The organism is Bradyrhizobium sp. 14AA (assembly GCF_054185205.1).
Genome location: NZ_JAVAYM010000011.1, coordinates 109,927 through 133,678, shown reverse-complemented (window position 1 = coordinate 133,678; position 23,752 = coordinate 109,927). Strand labels below are relative to the sequence as shown.

Below are 23,752 nucleotides of genomic sequence, written 5' to 3'. Positions count from 1 at the left end.
CTGCACCAAACGCGCTATGCCTCGCGCATGGCGCATCCGCTCTCTCGCATCATCGACCAGCTCAAGCGTGAGCCGTCACGCACGGGCTCCATCGTCATCACAATGTTCGGCGACGCCATCGTGCCGCGCGGCGGTTCGGTGTGGCTCGGCACGCTGCTGGAGTTCTTCGAAAGCCTGGATATCGACAGCGGCGTGGTCCGGACCGCGATGTCGCGCCTTGCCGCCGATGGCTGGCTCACCCGCGAAAAGGTGGGCCGCAACAGCTTCTATCGTCTCGCTGAGAAGGGCCGCGAGACCTTCGAGGCCGCGACGCGCCACATCTACGATCCGCCACCATCCGAGTGGACCGGGCGCTTCGAGCTGCTGCTGATCGGCAATGGCGAAGATCGCGACGCCTCGCGCGAAGCTCTCCGCAACGCCGGTTTCGGCAGTCCGCTGCCCGGCGTCTGGGTCGCGCCGTCGGGCGTGCCGGTGCCCGATGAGGCTGCAGGCGCGATCCGTCTCGAAGTCTCGGCCGAGGGTAACAGCGGCCGCCGTCTGCTCAGTGCGAGCTGGCCGCTGGAGCGGACCGCGGACGCCTATCTGAAGTTCATGAAGACGTTCGAGCCGCTCTGCGCCGCGATCGCGCGCGGTACGGATCTGTCCGAGCCTGACGCCTTCACCGCGCGCATCCTGCTGATCCACTACTATCGCCGTGTCGTGCTGCGCGATCCGCTGCTGCCTGAGAGCCTCTTGCCGGCGGATTGGCCGGGCAGGGCGGCGCGTTCGCTTTGCGGCGAGATCTATCGCGCGCTGCTCGCTCCGTCCGAACAATGGCTTGATGGCCATGGAACCAATGAAAAGGGGCCGTTGCCGCCCGCGCGAAAGCTCCTCGAAAGGAGGTTCGGGGGCTGATCGTTATGTTACAGAAATATCTTGCATGACGTAATTTTTGTTATATATTGCCTCCCAATAAAGCGGGAGGACGCGCATGTACACCCAGGCGCTGAACACGGCCGAGGCCGATGATCGCGGTCTCGAGGACGCGGGCAGGGCCGCGCAGTTCCAGGCCCGCATCGATGCCGAGGAGCGCATCGAGCCGAACGACTGGATGCCGGCGGCCTATCGCAAGACGCTGACGCGCCAGATCTCACAGCACGCCCATTCCGAAATCGTCGGCATGCTGCCCGAAGGCAACTGGATCACGCGCGCGCCGACCCTGCGCCGCAAGGCCGCGCTGCTCGCCAAGGTGCAGGACGAGTGCGGCCACGGGCTCTATCTCTATGCCGCCGCCGAGACGCTCGGCGCCTCGCGCGAAGAGCTGGTCGATGCCATGCTCGCGGGCAAAGCCAAATACTCCTCGATCTTCAACTATCCGACGCTGACCTGGGCCGATATCGGCACCATCGGCTGGCTGGTCGACGGCGCCGCGATCATGAACCAGATCCCGCTGTGCCGCTGCTCCTATGGCCCCTATGCGCGCGCGATGATCCGGGTCTGCAAGGAGGAGTCGTTCCATCAGCGTCAGGGCTACGAGATCATGCTGACGCTGTGCCGCGGCTCCGACGAGCAGAAGGCGATGGCGCAGGATGCGCTGAACCGCTGGTGGTGGCCGGTGCTGATGATGTTCGGCCCGCCGGACGCCACAAGCCAGCACAGCGACACCTCGACGAAGTGGAAGATCAAGCGCTTCTCCAATGACGAGCTGCGTCAGAAGTTCGTCGATGCCACGGTGCCGCAGGCCCAATATCTCGGCCTCACCATTCCCGATCCCGGCATGATTCAGGATGCGGGAGGCCACTGGCGCTACAGCGAGATCGACTGGACCGAGTTCAAGCAGGTGCTCGCCGGCAACGGCCCCTGCAACCGCGACCGCATGGCCGCGCGCCGCAAGGCGCATGAGGACGGCGCCTGGGTGCGCGAAGCCGCAGCCGCCTATGCCGCCAAGCGCGCGCAGCGCCAGACCGCGCAAGCCGCCGAATAGGGAGATCACTATGGCCACGCCAAACACGCCGCTGTGGGAGGTTTTCATTCGCAGCCGCAATGGGCTCGCGCACAAGCACGTCGGCTCGCTGCATGCGAGCGACGCGACGATGGCGCTGCAAGCCGCCCGCGACATCTACACCCGTCGGGGAGAGGGGCTGTCGATCTGGGTCGTGCCGTCGACCGCGATCACGGCGAGCGATCCAGCCGAGAAAGGCATGATGTTCGAGCCGGCGGAGTCGAAGATCTACCGGCACCCGACGTTTTACGAGGTGCCGGAAGAAGTGGGGCACATGTGATGGCGACTGCCAACATCCAGGTCTCCGAAACGCCGCTGGTGCTCTACGCGCTGCGCCGCGCCGACGATGCGTTGATCCTCGGCCATCGGCTGTCGGAATGGTGCGGGCACGCGCCGATGCTGGAAGAGGACATGGCGCTGTCCAACATTGCGCTCGACCTGATCGGCCAGGCCCGCGAGCTCTACAGCTACGCCGCCAAGGCCGAGGGCAAGGACAACGACGAGGATAAGCTCGCGTACCTTCGCGATGTCAGGCAGTACCGCAATCTGCTGCTGGTCGAGCAGCCGAATGGCGACTTCGCCCAGACGCTGGTGCGGCAGTTCTTCTATTCCGCCTTCGCCGATCTCTATTGGCGGGCGATGATGAATTCGCGCGATGCGACGCTTGCGGCCATCGCCGCCAAGTCGGAGAAGGAGAGCGCTTATCATCTGCGCCATGCCTCGGAATGGATCATCCGGCTCGGCGACGGCACGGACGAAAGCCACGCCCGTGCGCAAGGAGCGATCGATCATCTCTGGGCATTTACCGGCGAGTTGTTCGCGGTCGACGACGGCGAGCGCGCCCTGATCCATGCCGGTATCGCCATCGATCCCGGAAGCTTGCGTGGCCGCTGGCTGACGACGCTCGCCGATGTCGCCAGGGAAGCGACACTTGAGCTGCCGCAGAACGACTGGATGCAGCAGGGTGGCCGCGCGGGCCGGCACAGCGAGCATCTCGGCCATCTCCTGTCCGAGCTGCAATCGATGCAGCGAACGTTTCCGGGGCAGACATGGTGACGGTGCTCGATCGCGATAGCGAGCTGCGCCGGCGGGCCTGGGACGCCGCGGCGAGCGTGGTCGATCCCGAGATTCCGGTGCTGACCATCGCCGATCTCGGCGTGCTCCGTGATATCGTTCTCGATGGCGATCATGTCGAGGTCGCGATCACGCCGACCTATTCGGGCTGTCCGGCGATGAACATGATCGCACTCGAAATCGAGGTCGCTTTGGAGCGCGCCGGCTTCAATCGTCCGAAGGTCCACACGGTGCTGTCACCGGCCTGGACGACCGATTGGATGAGCGAGGAGGGGCGCCGTAAGCTGCACGCCTACGGCATCGCGCCGCCGCAGGCCTCAAGCTCGCGTCGCGCGCTGTTCGGCGGGCAGGCCATTGCGTGTCCGCAATGCGACTCGGAAAATACCGAGCTCCTATCCGAGTTCGGCTCGACATCCTGCAAGGCGCTGTGGCGCTGCAGGGCCTGCCGCGAACCCTTCGATTACTTCAAGTGTCATTGACCATGTCCGCAGCCGCACCGCGCTTCCATCGCCTGGCCGTCAGCGATCTCCGTCGCGAGGCGTCTGACGCCATCTCGATGACTTTCGCCATCCCCCGCGAACTCGCTCGCGACTACGCCTTTACGCCCGGCCAATACCTCACGCTCCGCACCACGCTGGACGGAGAGGAGGTGCGCCGCTCCTATTCCATCTGCTCCGGCCCCGATGACGGCGAGATCCGCATCGCCGTGAAGAAGATCGATGGCGGCGCATTTTCGAGCTGGGCAGCCGAAGATCTCAAATGCGGCGACGAGCTCGACGTGATGACGCCGACAGGCCGCTTCGGCGTGGTTCCCCCCGACGATGCCGGGCGCATCCATGTCGGCTTTGCCGCAGGCTCCGGCATCACGCCGATCCTCTCGATCGTCAAGGGCACGCTGGCACGCGAGCCCGACAGTCGCTTCTTCCTGTTCTACGGCAACCGCGCGACCGACAACATCATGTTCCTCGAAGCGCTCGAAGAGCTCAAGGACCGCTTCATCGATCGCTTCTCGATCTTCCACGTCATCTCCGGCGAGGAGCAGGACATTCCGATCCTGCACGGCCGGCTCGACGGCGACAAGGTGAGGGTGCTGCTGCGCTCGCTGGTGCCGGCGGCCAGCGTCGATCACGTCTTCATCTGCGGTCCGTCCGGCATGAGCGAGGACATCGAGACGACCTGCCGTGATCTCGGCATCGCGGAAGAACGCATTCACGTCGAGCGCTTCGTCTCCGAGTTCGGTGGCAAGCCGCGGCCGAAGAAAGTCGTTGCGCCCGATGCACCGCCAAAGGCCATGGCGTCGCTGATCATCGACGGCAAGCGTCGCGATGTTCCGGTCGCCGAAGACGAAGCCATCCTCGATGCCGCACTGCGCGCCGGCGTCGATCTGCCGTTCGCCTGCAAGGGCGGCATGTGCTCGACTTGTCGCGCAAAATTGGTCGAGGGCGAAGCGCCGATGGACATCAACTATTCGCTGGAGCCCTGGGAGCTGAAGGCCGGGTTCGTCCTGACCTGCCAGGCCAAGCCATCATCGGAGCGGGTCGTGGTCGATTACGATCATGTCTGATCGGGCGCATCAGACCCCGACAATGCAAATGCGTCGCATTATTTGACAGTTTTGGCCAACCAGCAGAACATCATGTGCAAACATCTGGCCGGGAGAAGCGCGTGAACGTCAAGGCCGCCCTGTTGCCTGAAGATATTGCCCGCGCCTGCGCTGACGCGATGTGGGCGGAGGATGATGCCTCTAAAGGTCTCGGCATGGAGATCGTCGAGATCGGCCCGGGCTTTGCGACGCTGGCGATGATGGTGCGGCCGGACATGGTCAACGGCCAGCGCATCGCCCATGGCGGCTTCATCTTCACGCTCGCCGATTCCGCCTTTGCGTTCGCCTGCAATTCGCACAATGAGCGCGTGGTCGCGGCGCAGGGGCAGATTACCTTCATCAAGCCGGGCAAGCTCGGCGACCGCCTCGTCGCCAAGGCATGGGAGGTCACCCGCGGCGGTCGCTCCGGCATCTACGATGTGCGCGTCACCGCAGGCGACACCGTCATCGCCGAATTCCGCGGGCATTCGCGCGTCATTCCCGGCACGTGGCTGCCGGCGCAAGACAAATAAAAGAACCAATCAATGTGGGGAAACGAGGATGGCTTCGACGAAGCTGAAGGAAGGCGGCCACACCTATAGGGCCGAGATGGATAAGCATGAACGCGCCTCGCGCGACGAGATCATGGCGTTGCAGACGCAGCGCCTGGCCTGGTCGCTGAAGCACGCCTACGACAACGTCGCGCATTATCGCAAGGCCTTCGACAAGGCCGGCGTGCATCCGTCCGACTTTCGCGAGCTCTCCGATCTCGCGAAATTCCCGTTCACGGTGAAGACGGACCTGCGCGACAACTACCCCTTCAACATGTTCGCCGTGCCGCGCGAGAAGCTGGTGCGCGTGCACGCCTCGTCGGGCACGACGGGCAAGCCGATCGTCGTGGGCTATACGCAACGCGATATCGACACCTGGTCGGAGGTGATGGCGCGCTCGATCCGTGCCGCCGGCGGCCGCACCGGCATGATCATCCACAATGCCTACGGCTATGGCCTCTTCACGGGCGGCCTCGGCGTGCACTACGGCGCCGAAAAACTCGGCTGCACCGTGGTGCCGATCTCCGGCGGCATGACCGAGCGGCAGGTGCAGCTCATCAACGATTTCCGGCCCGACATCATCACGGTGACGCCGAGCTACATGCTGGCGATCCTCGACGAGTTCAAGCGGCAGAAGCTCGATCCGCGCCAATGCTCGCTCAAGGTCGGCATCTTCGGCGCCGAGCCCTGGACCAATGCGATGCGTGGCGAGATCGAGGAAGCATTCGACATGGATGCGACCGACATCTATGGCCTGTCGGAGGTGATCGGCCCCGGCGTCGCGCAGGAATGCATCGAGACCAAGGACGGCCTGCACATCTGGGAAGACCATTTCTATCCAGAGGTGATCGATCCCGAGACTGGCGAAGTGCTGCCGGACGGTGAGAAGGGCGAGTTGGTCTTTACCTCACTGACCAAGGAAGCCTTCCCGGTGATCCGCTATCGCACGCGCGACCTGACGCGGCTGCTGCCGGGCACGGCGCGTCCGGGCATGCGGCGGATGGAGAAGGTCACGGGCCGGTCCGACGACATGATCATCCTGCGCGGGGTCAACCTGTTCCCGACCCAGATCGAGGAGGTGCTGCTCGCCACCGACTGGTGCGGCGGCCACTTCATCCTGGAGCTGACCCGTGAAGGCCGGATGGACGAACTGACCATCATAGCCGAGGCGCGTCCCGAAAGCTGGGACGGCAGGGGGCTTGTCGATCATGCCGACCGGATCTCGACCCACATCAAGAACACCATCGGCATCAGCTCCAGGGTGCAGGTCGTCGCGCCGGCCACGCTGGAGCGCTCGCTCGGCAAGGCCAAACGCCTCTACGACAAGCGGCCCAAGGATTGACTTGAAGGATTGACCTGACGGATTGACTTGACCGACCCCAGAGGCGACAAGGCCCGCGAGAAATCGCGGGTCTTTTCATGTCGCCAGCCGATCCCAAATCCGTCGAAGCGCGCTGCGTGCGCCTCAAGGCCAAGGCCGAGGACGCTGCTGCACTTGCACCGGTGGTCGAGCGTCACACCCTCACGCGCGGCCCCAACGATCTCCTGATCGAGGTGAAGGCCGCCGCCGTCAACCCCTCCGACGTCAAGGCCGCGACCGGGTTGATGCCCTATGCCGTGTTCCCGCGCACACCGGGCCGCGATTACGCCGGCGTTGTCATCGATGGGCCTGCCGGCACGGTCGGCCGCGAAGTGTTCGGCTCCTCCGGCGATCTCGGCATCCGCCGCGACGGCACCCACGCAACCCATCTCGTCGTCGAGGCCGATGCGGTCGTCGAGAAGCCCAAGACGGTGTCCTGGGAGGAGGCCGCCGGCATCGGCGTGCCCTTCGTCACCGCGATGGAAGGCTTTCGCCGCGCGGGTGTGCCGAAGAGCGGTGACACCGTTTTGGTGTTCGGCGTCAATGGCAAGGTCGGCCAGGCCGCGGTGCAGATCGCGACCTGGCAGGGTGCGCGCGTCATCGGCGTGGTGCGCAAGGCGGAAGCGTATGAGGGCCACAGCAACGCGCCGATCGAGGTGATCGACGCGTCCGTCACCGATGTCGCCACGCGGGTCCGCGAGTTGACCGGCGGCAAGGGCGCCGACATCGTCTTCAATACCGTCGGCGATCCCTATTTCCAGGCCGCGCACAAGTCGCTCGCGCTGCGCGGCCGTCAGATCCTGATCGCCGCGATCGATCGCATCGTGCAGTTCAACATCCTCGAATTCTATCGCGGCCAGCACACTTATGTCGGCATCGATACGCTCGGCCTGTCGTCGGCCGCGACAGGCGCGGTGCTGCGCGATCTCAGCCCCGGCTTTGCAAGCGGTCACCTGAAGCCGTTCCCGATCAAGGCGAATGCTGTCTATCCGCTGGAGCGCGCGAAGGAGGCGTATGCCGCGGTCGCCGGCTCCTCGCGGGATCGCGTGATCCTGAAGCCGTGACGATGGAATCCTCTGCGCAACTCGTCATCCTCGCCGGCCTCGTCATCGGTCTCATTTACGGCGCCGTCGGCCTGCTCAGCGGCTTCTGCCTAATGAGCAGCATGCGCGGATTTCTCGCGGAAGGAGACGGGCGGTTGGTGCGCAGCTATGCGCTGGCGATCGCGGTTGCGATCGGTGTCAGCCAGCTCCTCGCCGGCAACGGCATGGTCGATCTCGGCAAGTCGATCTATCTGCAACAGACCTTCTCGGTGCCGGTGCTGTTCCTCGGCGGCCTGCTGTTCGGCTACGGCATGGTGCTGTCGAACGGTTGTGGCTCGCGCGCGCTGGTGCTGCTCGGCCGCGGCAATCTGCGCTCCTTCGTCGTCGTGATCGTGCTGGCCATCGCCGCGCAGATGACACTCAAGGGCCTGATCGCACCGGCGCGCATCGCGCTGGTCCAGGCCTCGCAAACCACCGTCAACGTCAATTCGCTGCCGTCGCTGCTGGCGGCATTCGGGCCGGCTGAAGCGTTCTCGCGCGCGTTGGCCGCGGCTGTCATCGTCGTCGCGCTGATCCTGTTCGCCTTCGCGCATCCGGCGTTCCGTCGCTCGCCGGGCCAGATCTCCGCGGGTGTCGTCGTCGGCCTGCTTGTCGCTGCCGGCTGGTTCGTTACAGGCCATCTCGGCGCCGACGACTTCAATCCCGTGCCGGTGACCTCGCTGACCTTCATCGCGCCGATCGCGGACGCGCTGCAATACGCCATGCTCTCGACCGGCCTGACCCTCAATTTTGGCATTGCGACGGTTGCCGGCGTCTTCGCCGGTAGCCTGGCGACGTCGCTCGCGACGGGACGCTTCAAGCTCGAGGGCTATTCCTCGCCGCGCCACATGCTGCGCTCAGGCAGCGGCGCAGCGCTGATGGGCATCGGCGGCGTGATGGCGTTCGGCTGTTCGATCGGGCAGGGGCTCACGGGCGTGTCGACGCTCGCGCTGGGCTCCTTCGTCGCGGTCGCCGGCATTCTGCTCGGCACGACGGCCGGTTTGCGCGGCGTGCTGCGGGTTCAACCGCTCGCGGTCGCCTGACCGCGCAACAGCCGGTCGCCGAGCGTCGCAAGCCCGATGCCGGTGATGATCAATCCGGCCGCAACAGTCAGGCTCATGTCGATGGGCTCGCCCAGCAGGATCGCCGCACTGGCGATGCCGACGAGCGGCGTCCCGGTGGTGCCGAGCGAGGTCGTCAGAGCCGAGATGCTCTTGTTGACCATCGACATCGCCCAATAAGCCAACGCCGTTCCGATCAGCCCCGAATACAGGAACAGCAGCACGAGCTTCCACGACCATTCCGCGTGCGGCAGACCGTCCGCGACCGTCGCGCTGACTGACAGCACAATCGTCGCGACGAGCACCTGCCAGATCAGGAGTTGGAGCGGCGAGGCGATCCAACGATGCGCGCGGATATAGATGATATTCGCGGCCCAGCAGATCGCAGCCAGGATGACCATGCCGGCGCCGAGCACGACGTTCGCATTGGTCCAGTCAATGGACGCCGGGTTCAGGATCACGGCAAGGCCGATCAATCCGAGGAGGGCGCCGGCGAGCTTTGGCGCGGTCGGCGTATCCTTCCCCAGCAAAGGCGCGGCGATCGCGACCCAGAGCGGCGTGGTGTAGCCGAGCACGATGGCCTTGCTCGCGGGCAGGAAGCGCACACCGGCCGCAACCAGGACCGAGAACAGCGTCATGTGCAGCAGCGCCACGCTCAGGACCACGGGAATGTCGCGCCGCTCCGGGATCACCAGATTTCTGCTCAGTCCGAGGATCACGAACAATCCGGCCAGCGCGATCCAGCTCCGGATCGCTGAAGTCCAAAGTGGTGGAAGGAACTGGACGAGCTGCTTTGTCACCGACCAGTTCACGCCCCAGGCCAGCACGACGATGAGGAACAGGCCGACGGCCGCGCGGGGAGACAGGGAGTTCATCACGGAGGTCCTTGAAGCTGTCCAGACCGGCGGATAGCATCCCGCGTGGCACCTGAAAAAGGGCCAGATCACGGAGAAATAAGGTGCCAGTTTCTGAAGTGACGATCTCGGCCCTGATCGACCTGAAGCGGGCCGACGACGAGGGGCTGGTGGCCCAGCTGACGAGCCAGCTCCGAAACCTGATCGCGACCGGCCGTCTCGGTAAAGGTCGCGCGTTGCCGTCGAGCCGCCGGCTCGCGAGTGAGCTCGGCGTTTCGCGTAACACCGTCACCTATGCTTTCGAGCAGCTCGCCTCGGAGGGATATATCGAGGCGTCGCACGGACGCCGTCCGGTGGTCACGGTCGATGGCGACGAACCTATCGAACGGACGGGCGCCGTCGCGCCCGGCGTGCGCACCGCCAGGCCGCGGCTCTCACACTGGGCTTCGAGGCTCAAGCAGACCGACTGGCCGATGTCCTATCAGGCTCCGCTAAGACCGTTGCGCCCTGGGCACGGAGATTTCAGGGAGTTTCCGAACGAGGTGTGGGCCCGCTGCCTGCGCCGCAGCGCCGTGCGTGCGGCCAAGCGTGAGCTCGGACCTGTGAACCGAGCGCGCCTTCGCGAGGCGCTCGCGCATTATCTGGCCACCAGCAGAGGCGTTCGCGCCGAGGCAGGGCAGATCATGATCTTGCCGAGCGCGCAGGCCGCGTTGACCTTGATCGCTGCTTCCGTCATCGCGCAAGGCGACGAGGTGTGGGTGGAGGATCCCGGCTATCCCGGTGCGGCTGCCGCGTTCCGTGCCTCCGGCGCGCGCGTGACCGGCATCAGGCTGGACGAGCAGGGCATGCAGCGAATACCGACACTGACGGCCCCGAAATTGATCTTCATGACGCCATCGCACCAGCACCCAACCGGACGGCTGATGTCGCTGGCGCGCCGCACCGATTTTCTCAGGGCAAGCAGGCCCGGCAAGACCTGGATCGTGGAGGACGATTACGACGGCGAATTCCACTATGACAGCCGGCCGGTGCCGGCCTTGCAGGGGTTGGACGCACATGGCCGCGTGCTCTATGTCGGCACGTTCTCGAAGGCGATGACGTCGGACATCCGGCTCGGTTATCTCGTCGTGCCGCCGGCGCTGGTCGGCACGCTGGAGATCGCGCAGCGGCACATCGGGCTGATCGCTTCCAGCCACGTTCAGGAAGCGCTTGCCGAGTTCATCGCCGACGGACATTTCCTCGCGCATCTGCGGCGGATGCGCCGGCTCTATCACGCGCGCCGCGATCACCTCGTCGCGGGATTGCAGCGCCATCTGGACGAGATGCTCTCGGTCGAAGTCCCCCCGGGCGGCATCCAGCTCGTCGCCCGCCTCAAGCGCGGCACCGCCGATCAGGCGGCAGCGAAACGGCTGGCCGCCGCAGGGGTCGAGACGCGCGCCTTGTCCAGCCTGTCGCTGGACCGGCCCCGCGATCACGGCCTGCTGCTCGGCTTTGCGGCCTGGCGCGAGAGCGAGATCAGCGCAGCGGTGCGGACGATGGCATCGTGCTTCTAGACCAGTGCGAGCGCGCTACTCCGCAGCCTTCGTCACGATGCGGATCTCCGAGGTCAACGTTCGGTGCACCGGGCACTTGTCGGCGATCTCCATCAGCTTCTTGCGCTGCTCGGCATCGAGCGCGCCGTCGATTGCGATGTCGCGTTCGATCTGGTCGAGCATGCCGTCCCGCGTTTCGCATTCCTCGCAGTCCTTGGCGTAGATCTTCGAATGCTTCAGCGTGACGGTGACGCGGTCGAGCGGCAGCGACTTGCGGTCGGCATAGAGGCGCATGGTCATGGAGGTGCAGGCGCCGAGGCCGGCGAGCAGGAAATCATAGGGCCCGGGGCCGGCGTCCTCGCCGCCCGCGGCGACCGGCTCGTCCGCCACCAGTCGATGCGGTCCGACCGTGATGATCTGGTTGAACTTGCTCTTGCGGGTTTCCTGCACCACGACCCGGCGCGGCGCTTCGGGGAGATCCATCGCTTTCGCAGGTTTTGCGGTGTCGATGTAGCGGCTCGCCCAGGCCGTGATCACGTCGGCCGCATAGAGCGCGTCGGCGGGCCTGGTCAGCAGGTGATCGGAATGGTCGAGCGAGACGAAGCTCTTGGGATGTCTGGCCGCAACGAAGATCTTGGTCGCATTGTCGATGCCGACGGTATCGTCGACCGGCGAGTGCATCACCAGCAGCGCCTTGTGCAGTCCCGTGATGTCCTTCATCAGTTCGTGCTCGGCGATGTCGTCGAGGAATTCGCGTCTGATCCGGAACGGACGGCCCCCGAGCGAAACTTCCACCTCGCCCTGGGCGCGGATGGCGTCGACGTGCTCCCTGAACAAGCCGGTAACGTGGGCAGGGTCGGATGGCGCGGCGATCGTCACAACCGCCGTAGCTTCGGGGATATGTCCGGCTGCTGCAAGGATCGCAGCCCCACCGAGGCTGTGGCCGATCAGCATCGAGGGCGCCTTGCGCGTGTTCCGCAGATGGTCGGCCGCGCGAACGAGATCGGCGACATTGGACGAGAACGTCGAATTGGCGAAATCGCCTTCGCTGGAGCCGAGCCCGGTGAAGTCGAAACGCAGCACGGCGATGCCCCTGGCGGCGAGTGCGACCGAGATGCGTTTTGCTGCCAGCGTGTCCTTGCCGCAGGTGAAGCAATGCGCGAACAGCGCGTAGGCCGCGACCTCGCCGTCCGGGATTTCGAGCGCGGCCGAAAGCTGATGGCCGCCTTCGCCGGTGAATTGAAAGCGTTCCGTCGGCATCGGCTTTCCCCGTTCTTGCTTGAATCTAATCGTCTGAATAGCGCTGCTCAGCCCAGGGATCGCCGCGGTTATGGTAGCCGCGGACTTCCCAGAAACCTGGCGCATCCTCAGTCAGGAACTCGATCGCCTGGAGCCATTTGGCGCTCTTCCAGAAATAAAGATGCGGCACGACCAGCCGCACCGGGCCGCCGTGCTCTTCCGTGAGCGGTTTGCCCGACCAGCTGTGGGCAAGCAGCGCGTCCTCGGCGGCGAAGTCTTCCAGCGCGAGGTTGGTGGTGTAGCCGTCGTAGGAATGCAGCACCACGAAGCGCGCATCCTCGCGCGGTTGGCAGGCCGCGAGCAGCTCGCGGGTTGCTAGCCCCTCCCACTGATTGTCGTAGCGCGACCAGGTCGTCACGCAATGAATGTCGGAGACGACATGGTCCTGCTTCTGCGCGGCGAACTCGGCAAAGGTCCAGAACACGGGGGTCTCGATCGCGCCGTAGACATCGAGCCGCCAGCGTTCGCGCGACACCGGCGGCAGGACGCCGAGATCGAGCACCGGCCAGTCCTTGGTGAGGTGCTGGCCGGGCGGCAGGCGCTGGTCCTCCGGCCGCGTGATCCTGCCGGTGAGGAAGCGGCCTTCACGCGCCCATTTCTCCTTGGTGCGCGTCAGCTTGCTGTCGGATGGCGTCTCGTCGGCCATGGCCTACTCGTGGCGGTGCATTGCGGAGGCGTGCTTGGTGTCGCGCATGGTGGAATAGATGATCAGCGACAGGCAGATGATGCCGCTGAGGTAGAAGTAAAACCAGTCCTCGTGGCCGATGCTCTTGAAATAGAGCGCGATCGCCGGCGCCGTGCCGCCGAAGATCGAGACCGTGATCGCGTAGGGCAGGCCGACGCCGAGCGCGCGAACGTTGGTCGGGAACAGCTCGGCCTTCACGACTGCGTTGATCGAGGTATAGCCGGCGACGAACAGCCAGGCACAGCAGATCAGGATAAACGCCATGAAAGGCGACTTGGTCTCCTTCAACGTCATCAGCAGCGGTACGGTCGCGAGAGTGCCGGCGACGCCGAAGAAGATCAGCAGCGGTTTGCGCCCGATCTTGTCGGAGATGGCGCCGTAGATCGGCTGCAGGATGGTCGCGAAGATCAGCGTGCCGAAGATCACGAAGGTGGTCTGGTCCTCGGTCAAGCCGACCGACAGCTTGACGAAGGTCTGCATGTAGGTGGTGAAGGTGTAGAACGCGGCGGTGCCGCCGGCGGTGAGACCGACCACCAGCAGCAGCTCGCGCGGATAGCGCAGCAAATTGGTGATCGAGCCGGTCGGCTTCACCACCTTCTTGGCCTCCTCGAACGCTTCGGTCTCGTGCAGGCCACGCCGCATCACCGCGGCGAAGACTGCGAGCATCGCGCCGATCGCGAACGGGATGCGCCAGCCCCAGGCTTTCAGCTCCTCCGGCGTGAGGAAGACCTTTTGCAGGAGCAACAACACGATGATCGCGGTGAGCTGGCCGCCGATCAGTGTGACGTACTGGAAGCTGGAATAGAAGCCGCGGTGCCTGGGATCGGCGACCTCACTCAGGTACGTGGCGCTGGCGCCGTATTCGCCGCCGAGGCTCAGGCCCTCGATGACGCGGGCGAGCGCCAGGATCACAGGCGCGGCGAAGCCGATCGTGGCATAGGTCGGCGTCAGCGCGATGATCAGCGAGCCGAAGCACATGAAGACGACGGAGAGCGTGAGCGAGATGCGGCGGCCGAAATGGTCGGCGAGATAGCCGAAGAACCAGCCGCCCAGGGGCCGCATCAGGAACGTCGCCGCGAAGACGACGGCGACATTCAATTGCTGAACGACGGGGTCGTTTCCGGGGAAGAAGGCGGGAGCGAAATAGAGCGCGAACGCCGTATAGGCGTAGAAATCGTACCACTCGACGAGATTGCCGATGGAGCCGATGAAGATCGCCTTGATCCGCCGTTGGGCGTCGGCGATGTCAATGTGGTCGGAGGCCGGTTGGATCGCTTGCTCTGTCACGGCCGGCCTCTCCGTATCGCTGTCCGGAAAGGTCTACATCGCCTTTCCCAGCAGAAATGGCAACTGGCGGGGGCCTCTCACCGTGCCCTGCGACCAGGTCACCGTGCCTGCCGGATCGAGCCCGAAGTCCGGAATCCGCTTCAGCCATTCCTCCAGCGCAACCTGCATCTCCATTCGCGCCAGGTTGGAACCGACGCAGCGGTGGATGCCGAGGCCGAACGCGGCGTGGCGGTTCTCGCGGCGGTCGATCACGACTTTGTCAGCGTCCGGAAACATTTTTGGATCGCGGTTGGCGGCCGGGAAGGACAGCAGCACCATGTTGCCTGTCTTGACCGGGCAGCCCGAGATCGTCGTCTCCTTGACCACCTCGCGGGCCATCGTGACCGGCGAATAGGCGCGTAGCAGTTCCTCCACGGCGGTGGGGATTAGCTCGGGTTCGGCGATCAGCCGCTCACGGTCGGCCGGCGTCCTCGCGAGATGCCAGAGCGAGGAGCCGATCGCGCTCCAGGTGGTATCTATGCCGGCGATCAGGAGCAGCCGCAGCGAACCCAGCACATGCGAATCCTCGAGCGGATTACCCTCCTTGTCCTTGGCGTTCATCAAATAGGAGATCAGGTCGTCGGTCGGCTTTTTCTTCCGCTCTTCGATATGGGCGCTGAAATAGGCGCTCATCTCGTGCACGGCCTGGAGCAGCATGGTCTCGTCCTTGATGCCGAGCTCGAGGATCATGTGAATCCAGTTGACGAAGAGATCGCTGTCGCTCTCGGGAATGCCGAGCATGTGGGCGATCGCGCGCACCGGAATGTGTTTTGTGTAGCGTGCCGCCGCGTCGACGCTGCCTTCAGCGATGAAATCGTCAATCAGCTCGTTGCAGATGGCGCGGACCCGGGGCTCGAGCTTCTTCATCGCGTCCGGCGTGAATGGCGGCAGCAGCAATTGTTTGGCCGGCTTGTGCACGGGTGGATCGGAGGTGATCGGCGGGGCCGCGTTCCTGGCGACCTCGGGCCGGACGTCGCGCACGATGATGCGGCGCGACGAGAAATGCTCGCTGTCGTTGGCGATCTCGCGCACCGCTTCATAGGTCGTCGGCAGGTAACAGCCGAGGAAACGCTCGGTGTGCACCACCGGGCTCGCGGCGCGCAGCTCGTCCCAGATCGGGAAGGGATCCTCCGTCCATTGCGGATCGGTGTGGTCGAAATCATGGACCCAGTCGGTGACGGGCGGATGGGCGGCGGGCTGGCTGACGTCGGACATCTCGAATCCCTCGGGGTTCGTGGTCGCTGAAGGCACGCGAGCAGGCGGGGAGTGCGCTACTCTTCGATCACATCGATCGCGATTTCGGGGCAATTGGATTTGGCAAGCCACGCCTTGTCCTCGAGGCCCGGAGGGACCGTACCGTCGCCGGCTTCGTGGGCGTTGCCGTATTCGTCGAGCTCGAACAGTTCCGGCGCGAGCGCCTTGCAGCGCGCGTGGCCCTGGCATTTGTCGGGATCGACGTGAACCCTCAGTCGCTCTGCCATTGCGGCTTCCTCGGTCGTATGCGCGGAGCGCCAAAGGCGGCGCGCGTTCCTCATGTCAAATTTATCCGCAGCGTTTGCCGCTGCATTAAGTTATATCCTATTACATTCGCGATAGGCTTCCCCTGTCAAGCGCAAACTTGTAGGTTCGGCTGCAACATGCGCTCAAAACTCACCCGCAAGCCCGAAAACACCTACCATCATGGCGATCTCCGCGATGCCTTGATCAAGGCGGCTCTGCGCGAGGCGGAGCAGGGCGGTGCCGAGGCGATCAGCATCAAGGCGCTGGCCAAGCAACTCGGCGTCTCGCAGCCGGCGCCGTACCGGCATTTCGCCGACCGCGAGGCGCTGCTCGCGGCGGTGACGGCGGAAGCGTTCCGGCAGCTCAGCGCAATCTTCCGGGAGGCGATGGCGAAACCGTCAAAGCAGCCGAAGCTGTCGCGGCTGGCGCAGGCAATGCTCGATTTCGGCCTGCGCCGCAACGGGATCTATCGCTTGATGTTCGCGTCCCGCACCGTGTCATGCGCCGTCAAGGGCAGCGAGCTGCATGAGGCGACGCGCGAGACCTTTTCGCTCGTGATCGAGGCGCTGGAAGTGCCTGCGGTCGGCTATTTGCGCGAACGGCAAGCGCTCAAGATCTGGGCGGCGCTGCACGGCGTGGTGATGCTGGCCGAGCAGGGCCTGTTCACCGGTGAGGCCGCACATGCCACGCGCGAGGACCTCGTCGAGGATTTTGTCAGTGAAACGAAGGCCGCGCTCGCGGTCGCGATCAAGGACGCGGGGCGCCGGAAGAAGGCGGGCGCTTAGGCTTTCGCCCTCAGCAGCTTCATCAGCTTGTCGACCGCACTGTCGGGCGTCGTCACGACGGGACGGCCGGTGGCCTCCGCGACCAGCGGTGCGGTCGCCGCGATGCTGAACTGCGCGAGCGCAATCACGTCGCAATCGCGCAAATCCTTTGACGCTTCGACGATCAGCCGATCGTGCGTGGCGCGATCGCCGCGGTCGAGTGCGGCCAGCGCGCCCTCGGCAAGTTTCGGCACGATCTGGACCGAGGCGGGAAACTCCGGCGGCATCGAGGCCAGCGTCGGTGGAAAGGTCGAGAGCAGGCCGATCCGTTGGCCCATCGTCACCGCCCGTTCGATCATCGCTTCGTTCGGCTTTAGTACCGGCATCGGCGCATGGGCACGCGCGACGGCCTCGATGCAGGGGCCGAAGGCCGAGCAGGTGAACAGGATGCCATCAGCTCCGGTCGCCGCCGCATAATCGCCGAGTGCGAGGAAGCGCTCGGTCATGGTATCGTTGAGCGCGCCGTCGCGCGCCAGGTCCGCCGACAGGCTGTCATCCAGCAGGTTCATCAGCCGGGCCTCGGGCCATGCCGTCGCGAACGCCGCCTCGATCGGGGCGATGGAATGCTTGAGGGCGTGGATGAGGGCGATGCGAGGGGGCGTTGTCATTGAAGGTGACTACCTGATGGGTCCCGTGCCCCGGACGCAGCGCAATGCGAAGTATTGCGCTGCGGAGCCGGGGCCCATTAGCTGTTGGGTCCCGGCTCTGCGCAGCAGCGTTGCACGCTGCAGCGCGTCCGGGACACGAGAGATGTTCACTTGAACGGTACCGCGTACATCAAGCCGCCCTTGCTCCAGAGGCCGTTGAGACCACGGTCGAGCTTGAGCGGGCTCGCCTTGCCGACATTGCGCTCGTAGATCTCGCCGTAATTGCCGGTGGCCTTGATCGCGGTGACCAGCCATTTGTTGTCGAGCCCGAGCCGCGAGCCGAGGTCGCCGGAGGCGCCCAGCAGGCGCTGGATCGCTGGCGTCTGGGACTTCGCCATCTCATCGACATTGGCTTGCGTCACGCCGAGCTCCTCGGCCTCGATCAGGCCGTAATGCAGCCAGGTGATGATGTCGCTCCAGACTTCGTCGCCGTTGCGGGTAAAGGGGCCGAGCGGCTCCTTGCTGATGGTCTGCGGCAGCACGACGTAGTCCGCAGGGTTCGGCGCCGCGGTCGTCACGGCACCCGCGAGCGCGGAGGCGTCCTGGGTCATGGCATCGCAGCGGCCGCCGAAGAAGGTCTGGTACATGGTGTCGACGCGGTCGAACACCAGCGGCTTCCAGTCGATGCCGTTGGCGCGACCATAGTCGCCGAGCGTGACTTCGTGCGTGGTGCCCTGAGCGACGCAGACGGTGGCGCCCTTGAGGTCCTTGATGTCTTTCACGCCGAGGTCCTTCTTCACGACAAAACCCTGGCCGTCGTAGAAGTTGATCGGGCCCTGCCGCAGGCCGAGCGTGACGCCGCGCAAATAGGTCTGCGTCGAGTTGCGATAGAGCACGTCGATCTCGCCCGATTGCAGCGCGGTGAAGCGGTTCTGCGCGGTCAGCGAGACGTAGCGCACCTTGCTGGCGTCACCCAGCACGCCGGCCGCGAGCGCGCGGCAGTAATCGACGTCGAGGCCCTTGTAGTTGCCCTGCGAATCCGGCGCGGAGAAGCCGGCAAAGCCGGCGCTGACGCCGCACACCAGCGTGCCGCGGCTCTTCACCGTGTCGAGCGTCGCGGCCGACACGACAACCGTCGATGCCGCGAGCACGCTCGCTGCGATGACCATTTTCCTCATGTTACTCTCCCCTCAGTGATTGACACTACGCAATACGTTGTCGACGGCCGTGCCGAGCTTGTCGACGATCAGGTCGATCTCCTCCGCGGAGGCGATGTAGGGCGGCGCCAGCAGCACATGGTCGCCGCGGACGCCGTCCACGGTGCCGCCGCCGGGATAGCAGCCGAGCCCGTTGGCGAAGGCTTCAGCCTTGATCTTCTGGTTGAGCTTGAGCGAGGGATCGAACGAGGTGCGGCCGGCGCGATCTGCGACGAGCTCGATTGCCCAGAACAGCCCGCGTCCCCTGATGTCGCCGACATGGCGGTGATTGCCAAAGCGCTCGGTCAGTCGCTGCTCCAGCTGTCGGCCCCGCTCCTTGATACGGTCGAGCAGGCCGTCCTCGCGGATCACGTTTTGTACGGCGAACGCGGCGGCGCAGGCGAGGGGATGCGCCAGGTAGGTATGGCCGTGCTGGAATGCGCCCGAGCCGGAGCGGATGGTCTCGATGATCTTGCCACTTGCAAGCATCGCGCCGATCGGCTGATAGCCGCCGCCGAGGCCCTTTGCGATCGCCTGGATGTCAGGCGCGACGCCTTCCTGCTCCCAGGCGTGCGTGGTGCCGGTGCGGCCCATGCCGCACATGACTTCGTCGAGGATGAGCAGCGCGCCGTGGCGGTCACAGATTTCGCGCATGGCCTTGAAATAACCGTCCGGTGCCGTCACCGCGCCGGCGGTGGCGCCAACGACGGGCTCGGCGAGGAATGCCGCGACCGTGTCAGGGCCAAGCCGCTGGAACTCGGCCTCGAGCTCCGCGGCCAGCCGCGCCACGAACTGCGCATCGGGTTCGCCTTCGTGCTTCTCGTGATAGGCAAACGCCGGCATCACATGGCTGAACGCTGCGGATAGCAATGGCGCATAGGGTGCGCGCCGCCAGGCATTGCCGCCGGCAGCGAGCGCGCCGAGCGTATTGCCGTGATAGCTCTGCCGCCGCGCGATGAAATGCTGCCGCTGCGGCTCGCCGCGCTCGATGAAATATTGTCGGGCGATCTTGATGCTGGCTTCGATCGCCTCCGACCCGCCGCTGACGAAATAGGCATAAGCGAGGCCGCCGGGCTCGTGCCCGACCAGCATTTCGGCTAGCGCCTCGGCCGGCTCGGAGGAGAAGAAGGCGGTGTGCGCATAGGCCAGCGTCGAGGCCTGCTTTGCCATCGCCGCGATCACCCGCGGATGCTGGTGGCCGAGGCAGGAGACCGCTGCGCCGCCGGAGGCGTCGATCACGCGCCGTCCATCCTCGGCGAAGAGATAGACGCCTTCGCCGCCGATCGCCTTCGGCGGCGTTTCGCGCAACGAGCGGTGCAGCACGCGGCTGGGGCGAGCGGCCATGGGTCAACCTTTCTCCGAGACATAAATGGAGGCTGCGGCGAGGCGCGCCTCGGTGTTCTCCAGACGCTTCTTTGCGGCCGTGCCGCCGAGCGAGAACGTCACCGCCGCGAGTGACTGCGCGATCGCGATCGCGCCTGTGAGGCTCGGAAAGAAGCCGGGAGACGAGGCTGCTTCGAACAGCAGCACGTGGTCGGCACCCTCGGCCATCGGTGCCGCGGCGCTGTCGGCAATCGCGATCAGGGTTGCGCCGGCGCGATAGGCAGCCTGCGCGACACGGACGCTTGCATGAGTATAGGGCAGGAAGCCGATGACAATGACGGCTTCGCCGGGACGGAACGCGCCGAGATCGAGATCGTCGGGACCGGATGCGCCGACGAGCTGCACTTGTTCGGGACGGAACAGCCGCAGCTCGTAATTCAGAAGTTCCGCGACGCTGCGGCAGCTTCGATAGCCCGCGATCCATATCCGCTTGGCGTCATGCAGTGCGCGGGCCGCCTCCGCAATTGGGCGAGCCGGGATGCGTGGAAGGCCCGCGGCTTCGGCCTCGAGCTTGTCGGAGACGAGCGCGACATCGGCATTCGGCCCGGGGCGGCTTTTGGCTCGGCCGGAGAAGGGCGAAGTCTGCGACGGCCGCCGTGCTTCCGTCAGGGCCGCGCGCAATTCCTCCCAACCGGAGTAGCCGATTGCTTTGGCAAGGCGCGTGAATGCAGTAGGATCGGCACCGGCTTCCGCCGCCAGATCGCGCATGGAACGGGTGGTGGCGTCGTAATCATTGGCCGCTACGAAGCGTCCGACCTCCTGCAAGCGCATCGGGAGCGACGGCAGCGCAATGCGCAGTTCGCTCAGCGGCGAGGATTTTGCGGGCTCGGCCATGAAACATTTGTTGCATGAATTGGAGATTGGTGCAACAGTTGACGTGCGCTGCCGGAAATCGTTGCTTTTTGAGAAGGATTTTTGTGCCGTGACATCAGACGCGCCGAGAGCGCCGCCGCGACGCCGCTTGTTCGGCGCCTTCGGGCGACGCGAGCTGAAAGGCCTGTTCTGGCAAGCGCTGGTGGTCGGGATCGCGCTCGCAGTCATCGCCTTCCTCTGGTCCAACACCGTCACCAATCTCTCGGCCCGCCGCATCACGACCGGCTTTGCCTTCCTCGGCCGTGAAGCCGGCATGCCGATCGCCGACAGCCTGCTCGCCTATAATCCGAGGGACAGCTATCTCTGGGCCTTCGTCGTCGGCGTTGCCAACACCTTGCGTGTCGCGGTGATCGGTATCGTTCTCGCGACCATCCTCGGCACGCTGGTTGGTATCTCCAGGCTGTCGGCCAACTGGCTGTTGTCGCGGCTTGCCGCCGTCTATGTCGAAACGCTCCGCGACATCCCGCTGCTGCTCCAGCTTCTGTTCTGGTACGTGCTGATGCAGGCACTGCCGGCGGCGCGCGCGGCATGGCGGCCCGTTGAGGGCGTGTTCCTCTCCAATCGCGGCCTGATCCTGCCGGCGATCCCGTTCGGACCGACGCAGCTCTGGGTGCTCGGCGCGGCGGTGCTCGGGCTTGTCCTGTTCTATCTCATCCGGCGATCGCTGATCGCCCAGCAGATGCGCGACGGCAAGCCGCGACCGGCGTGGCCGTTTGCACTCGGCCTCATCGTCGTGGTGCCGGCGGCCGTCTCGCTGGTGCTCGGCGTGTCCTGGACGATCGAGTGGCCGGAGCTCCGCGGTTTCAACTTCGTCGGCGGATTGACACTCGCCCCGGAATACTTCGCGCTGCTGATCGCGCTCGTCACCTACACCTCGGCCTTCATCGCCGAGATCGTGCGCAGCGGCATCCAGTCGGTGCCGCGCGGGCAGTGGGATGCCGCCAATGCGCTTGGCCTGCGCCGCAGCTTCATGCTGCGGCAGATCATTCTGCCGCAGGCGCTGCGCGTGATCGTGCCGCCGATGACGAGCCAGTATCTCAACCTGACCAAGAATTCCTCGCTCGCGGTCGCGATCGGCTACCAGGACGTGGTTTCGGTCGCCAACACCACGCTGAACCAGACCGGGCAGGCGATCGAGGCGATCGCGCTAATCATGGCGGTGTTCTTGACCATCAGCCTCGGCATCAGCTTCTTCATGAACTGGTACAATGCGCGCATCGCGCTGGTGGAGCGCTGAGCATGACCGCGATCACCGATATTCCGGAAGTGCCGCGCGCAGCCCGTCGCCCGCAGATGGGCAATCCGGTGCTGCGCTGGCTGCGCACCAATCTGTTCTCGTCGATTCCGAACGGCATCCTCTCGGTCGTGCTACTCGCGGTGCTCGCCAAGGGCATCTTCAGCTTCGCGCAGTGGGGCATCGCCAATGCGGTCTGGCTCACGCCGGCGAACGATTCCAGCGCCTGCCGCGCCGCGCGCGGCATTGGCGCCTGCTGGGCGATCATCCCCGAGAAGTACCGCTTCATCCTGTTCGGCACCTATCCGTTCGACGAGCAGTGGAGGCCGGCGCTGTCGGTCGTGCTGTTCATCGCCCTGTACTACCTCTCGACCCGCCGCGCGCTATGGCGACGCGAGCTGGTCTATCTCTGGATCGGGGCGCTGGCGCTGATCAGCGTGCTGATGTGGGGCGGCGTGCTCGGCCTTTCCTTCGTCTCGCAGGATCGTTGGGGCGGCTTGCCGGTGACGTTGATCCTGGCGACGTTCGGTCTCGCCTTCGGCTTTCCGCTCGGCATCCTCGTCGCGCTTGGCCGGCGTTCAAAGCTGCCGGCGATCCGCTCGCTCAGCGTGCTTTATGTCGAGCTGATCCGCGGCGTGCCGCTGGTCAGTCTGCTGTTCATGGCGAGCGTGATGTTTCCATTGTTCATGCCCAGTGGCTTCAACATCGACAAGCTGCTGCGCGCGCAGATCGCGATCATCCTGTTCGCGGGCGCCTATCTCGCAGAGGTTATTCGTGGCGGCCTCCAGGCCGTGCCGCGCGGGCAATATGAAGCCGCCGATGCGCTGGGGCTGTCCTATTGGCGCAAGCACCGGCTGATCGTCCTGCCGCAGGCGATCCGTCACGTCATCCCGCCGCTGGTCAATACCTTCATCGCGTTCTTCAAGGACACCAGCCTCGTCCTCATCATCGGCATCTTCGACCTGCTCACGACGGCGAAGACCGCGATCATCGATCCCGCCTGGCAGCAATTTTCGGTCGAGGTCTACATCTTCGTCGCGGCGATCTATTTCATCTTCTGCTTTGCGATGTCGCGCTATAGCCGCAGCCTCGAGGCGCATTCGACCCTCGCAAGGTGAACCCGGCGCGGGGAGGGCCCCGCCGGCCTTGCCCCGGGATTGATGAGCTACGCTTATAACTCCATGCAAGATTGGACCGCTAATGCGCGTGCCGCGCGTGCGCTAGATGTCGCCGCTTGTCAGGTGCTTTACCTGGCGATTTGGGCATGCGGCTGTCCGCCGCACCGCCAGGCAAGCGAGGAGCAGCTTTCCATGGACCTCATCATCAACGGCAAGACCCATCAGGTGCAGACGGAGGACGATACGCCGCTGCTGTGGGTGATCCGGGACGAACTCGGCATGACCGGCACCAAATATGGCTGCGGCATTGCCCAGTGCGGCGCCTGCACCGTGCTGATCGACGGCCAGCCGACACGCTCCTGCGTCACGCCCGCCAGCAGTATCGCCGGTCAGAAGATCACCACGATCGAGGCCGTTACCGAAGATGCCGTCGGCCGTCGCGTGGTGGAGGCCTGGGTCGCGCATCAGGTGCCGCAATGCGGCTACTGCCAGTCCGGTCAGGTGATGGCGGCGACCGCGCTCTTGAAGCAGAACCCGAAGCCCAGCGAACAGGACATCGCGTCCGCGATGGTCAATCTCTGCCGTTGCGGCACCTATAACGCGATTGCCGCGGCGGTGCGGCAGGTTGCGCAGGGTTGAGGAGCGTCGGT

Annotated in this window: 25 protein-coding genes; 15 read left to right on the top strand and 10 right to left on the bottom strand. The window is 65.1% G+C overall.

Features of this window, described 5'->3' with window-relative positions; genetic code table 11:
* The first annotated feature begins 27 nt into the window (after positions 1 to 27).
* The 10 genes from paaX (at position 28) to RAD15_RS20940 (ending at position 8,673) form a co-directional block, all read left to right on the top strand.
* The gene (paaX, locus tag RAD15_RS20985) at positions 28 to 894 is read left to right on the top strand and encodes a phenylacetic acid degradation operon negative regulatory protein PaaX (protein WP_458180057.1); all 867 of its coding nucleotides are present in this window, start codon (positions 28 to 30) and stop codon (positions 892 to 894) included.
* 76 nt (positions 895 to 970) lie between these two features.
* A complete protein-coding gene (gene paaA / locus RAD15_RS20980; RefSeq protein ID WP_458180055.1) occupies positions 971 to 1,963 on the top strand; it encodes a 1,2-phenylacetyl-CoA epoxidase subunit PaaA in 993 nt (330 codons plus the stop codon).
* 10 nt (positions 1,964 to 1,973) lie between these two features.
* Positions 1,974 to 2,261, top strand: a complete 288-nt coding sequence (gene paaB, locus RAD15_RS20975; RefSeq protein ID WP_008136594.1) for a 1,2-phenylacetyl-CoA epoxidase subunit PaaB — start codon at positions 1,974 to 1,976, stop codon at positions 2,259 to 2,261.
* Complete coding sequence (gene paaC / locus RAD15_RS20970; RefSeq protein ID WP_458180054.1) at positions 2,261 to 3,037, top strand: 1,2-phenylacetyl-CoA epoxidase subunit PaaC; 777 nt, start codon at positions 2,261 to 2,263, stop codon at positions 3,035 to 3,037. The genes paaB and paaC overlap by 1 nt, the downstream gene beginning before the upstream one ends.
* Positions 3,031 to 3,534, top strand: a complete 504-nt coding sequence (gene paaD, locus RAD15_RS20965; protein ID WP_458180053.1) for a 1,2-phenylacetyl-CoA epoxidase subunit PaaD — start codon at positions 3,031 to 3,033, stop codon at positions 3,532 to 3,534. The genes paaC and paaD overlap by 7 nt, the downstream gene beginning before the upstream one ends.
* 2 nt (positions 3,535 to 3,536) lie before the next feature.
* Positions 3,537 to 4,619, top strand: coding sequence for a 1,2-phenylacetyl-CoA epoxidase subunit PaaE (gene paaE, locus RAD15_RS20960; RefSeq protein ID WP_458180052.1), 1,083 nt, complete (start codon positions 3,537 to 3,539; stop codon positions 4,617 to 4,619).
* 101 nt (positions 4,620 to 4,720) lie between these two features.
* Positions 4,721 to 5,170, top strand: a complete 450-nt coding sequence (gene paaI, locus RAD15_RS20955) for a hydroxyphenylacetyl-CoA thioesterase PaaI (protein ID WP_458180051.1) — start codon at positions 4,721 to 4,723, stop codon at positions 5,168 to 5,170.
* A gap of 28 nt (positions 5,171 to 5,198) precedes the next feature.
* On the top strand, positions 5,199 to 6,530 hold the full coding sequence (gene paaK, locus RAD15_RS20950; RefSeq protein WP_458180050.1) for a phenylacetate--CoA ligase PaaK: 1,332 nt from the start codon (positions 5,199 to 5,201) through the stop codon (positions 6,528 to 6,530).
* A 77-nt stretch (positions 6,531 to 6,607) separates the two neighbouring features.
* On the top strand, positions 6,608 to 7,612 hold the full coding sequence (locus RAD15_RS20945) for a quinone oxidoreductase family protein (RefSeq protein WP_458180049.1): 1,005 nt from the start codon (positions 6,608 to 6,610) through the stop codon (positions 7,610 to 7,612).
* Between the two features lie 2 nt (positions 7,613 to 7,614).
* Positions 7,615 to 8,673, top strand: coding sequence for a YeeE/YedE family protein (locus RAD15_RS20940; RefSeq protein ID WP_458180048.1), 1,059 nt, complete (start codon positions 7,615 to 7,617; stop codon positions 8,671 to 8,673).
* On the opposite strand, the gene RAD15_RS20935 is transcribed toward RAD15_RS20940, so the two are convergent.
* Positions 8,652 to 9,566 carry a DMT family transporter gene (locus RAD15_RS20935; protein WP_458180047.1) on the bottom strand — a complete coding sequence of 305 codons (915 nt, stop codon included), beginning with the start codon at positions 9,564 to 9,566 and terminating at the stop codon, positions 8,652 to 8,654. The genes RAD15_RS20940 and RAD15_RS20935 overlap by 22 nt on opposite strands.
* Before the next feature lie 83 nt (positions 9,567 to 9,649).
* Here RAD15_RS20935 and pdxR point away from each other — a divergent pair, with 83 nt between their 5' ends.
* Positions 9,650 to 11,098 (top strand): MocR-like pyridoxine biosynthesis transcription factor PdxR, encoded by a 1,449-nt coding sequence (gene pdxR / locus RAD15_RS20930; protein WP_458180046.1) that lies wholly within the window; start codon positions 9,650 to 9,652, stop codon positions 11,096 to 11,098.
* Positions 11,099 to 11,113: 15 nt separating this feature from the next.
* Here pdxR and RAD15_RS20925 read toward each other — a convergent pair whose 3' ends face one another.
* From RAD15_RS20925 to RAD15_RS20905, 5 genes are read right to left on the bottom strand one after another with little or no spacing between them, the layout of a single operon-like run.
* Complete coding sequence (locus RAD15_RS20925; protein WP_458180045.1) at positions 11,114 to 12,337, bottom strand: bifunctional alpha/beta hydrolase/OsmC family protein; 1,224 nt, start codon at positions 12,335 to 12,337, stop codon at positions 11,114 to 11,116.
* 25 nt (positions 12,338 to 12,362) lie between these two features.
* Positions 12,363 to 13,022, bottom strand: coding sequence for a sulfite oxidase-like oxidoreductase (locus RAD15_RS20920; RefSeq protein ID WP_458180044.1), 660 nt, complete (start codon positions 13,020 to 13,022; stop codon positions 12,363 to 12,365).
* Positions 13,023 to 13,025: 3 nt separating this feature from the next.
* Complete coding sequence (locus RAD15_RS20915; protein WP_458180043.1) at positions 13,026 to 14,348, bottom strand: MFS transporter; 1,323 nt, start codon at positions 14,346 to 14,348, stop codon at positions 13,026 to 13,028.
* Positions 14,349 to 14,381: 33 nt separating this feature from the next.
* The gene (locus RAD15_RS20910; protein WP_458180042.1) at positions 14,382 to 15,602 is read right to left on the bottom strand and encodes a cytochrome P450; all 1,221 of its coding nucleotides are present in this window, start codon (positions 15,600 to 15,602) and stop codon (positions 14,382 to 14,384) included.
* A gap of 56 nt (positions 15,603 to 15,658) precedes the next feature.
* The gene (locus tag RAD15_RS20905; RefSeq protein ID WP_148774408.1) at positions 15,659 to 15,868 is read right to left on the bottom strand and encodes a ferredoxin; all 210 of its coding nucleotides are present in this window, start codon (positions 15,866 to 15,868) and stop codon (positions 15,659 to 15,661) included.
* Positions 15,869 to 16,024: 156 nt separating this feature from the next.
* Between RAD15_RS20905 and RAD15_RS20900 the strand changes: the two genes are divergently transcribed.
* On the top strand, positions 16,025 to 16,672 hold the full coding sequence (locus RAD15_RS20900; RefSeq protein ID WP_458180041.1) for a TetR/AcrR family transcriptional regulator: 648 nt from the start codon (positions 16,025 to 16,027) through the stop codon (positions 16,670 to 16,672).
* Here RAD15_RS20900 and RAD15_RS20895 read toward each other — a convergent pair.
* The 4 genes from RAD15_RS20895 to RAD15_RS20880 all read right to left on the bottom strand — a co-directional run bounded on the left by RAD15_RS20895 (position 16,669) and on the right by RAD15_RS20880 (position 20,711).
* On the bottom strand, positions 16,669 to 17,319 hold the full coding sequence (locus RAD15_RS20895) for an aspartate/glutamate racemase family protein (protein WP_458180040.1): 651 nt from the start codon (positions 17,317 to 17,319) through the stop codon (positions 16,669 to 16,671). The genes RAD15_RS20900 and RAD15_RS20895 overlap by 4 nt on opposite strands.
* A gap of 146 nt (positions 17,320 to 17,465) precedes the next feature.
* Positions 17,466 to 18,476, bottom strand: coding sequence for an amino acid ABC transporter substrate-binding protein (locus tag RAD15_RS20890; protein WP_458180039.1), 1,011 nt, complete (start codon positions 18,474 to 18,476; stop codon positions 17,466 to 17,468).
* 12 nt (positions 18,477 to 18,488) lie between these two features.
* Positions 18,489 to 19,838, bottom strand: coding sequence for an aspartate aminotransferase family protein (locus RAD15_RS20885; RefSeq protein ID WP_458180038.1), 1,350 nt, complete (start codon positions 19,836 to 19,838; stop codon positions 18,489 to 18,491).
* 3 nt (positions 19,839 to 19,841) lie between these two features.
* Positions 19,842 to 20,711, bottom strand: coding sequence for a MurR/RpiR family transcriptional regulator (locus RAD15_RS20880; protein WP_458180037.1), 870 nt, complete (start codon positions 20,709 to 20,711; stop codon positions 19,842 to 19,844).
* Positions 20,712 to 20,799: 88 nt separating this feature from the next.
* Between RAD15_RS20880 and RAD15_RS20875 the strand changes: the two genes are divergently transcribed.
* The 3 genes from RAD15_RS20875 to RAD15_RS20865 all read left to right on the top strand — a co-directional run bounded on the left by RAD15_RS20875 (position 20,800) and on the right by RAD15_RS20865 (position 23,741).
* A complete protein-coding gene (locus tag RAD15_RS20875) occupies positions 20,800 to 21,987 on the top strand; it encodes an amino acid ABC transporter permease (RefSeq protein ID WP_458180036.1) in 1,188 nt (395 codons plus the stop codon).
* 2 nt (positions 21,988 to 21,989) lie between these two features.
* Entirely contained in the window at positions 21,990 to 23,102 is a 1,113-nt protein-coding gene (locus RAD15_RS20870) for an amino acid ABC transporter permease (protein ID WP_458180035.1), read from the top strand.
* A gap of 192 nt (positions 23,103 to 23,294) precedes the next feature.
* The gene (locus RAD15_RS20865; protein WP_458180034.1) at positions 23,295 to 23,741 is read left to right on the top strand and encodes a (2Fe-2S)-binding protein; all 447 of its coding nucleotides are present in this window, start codon (positions 23,295 to 23,297) and stop codon (positions 23,739 to 23,741) included.
* The last annotated feature ends 11 nt before the right edge of the window (positions 23,742 to 23,752 follow it).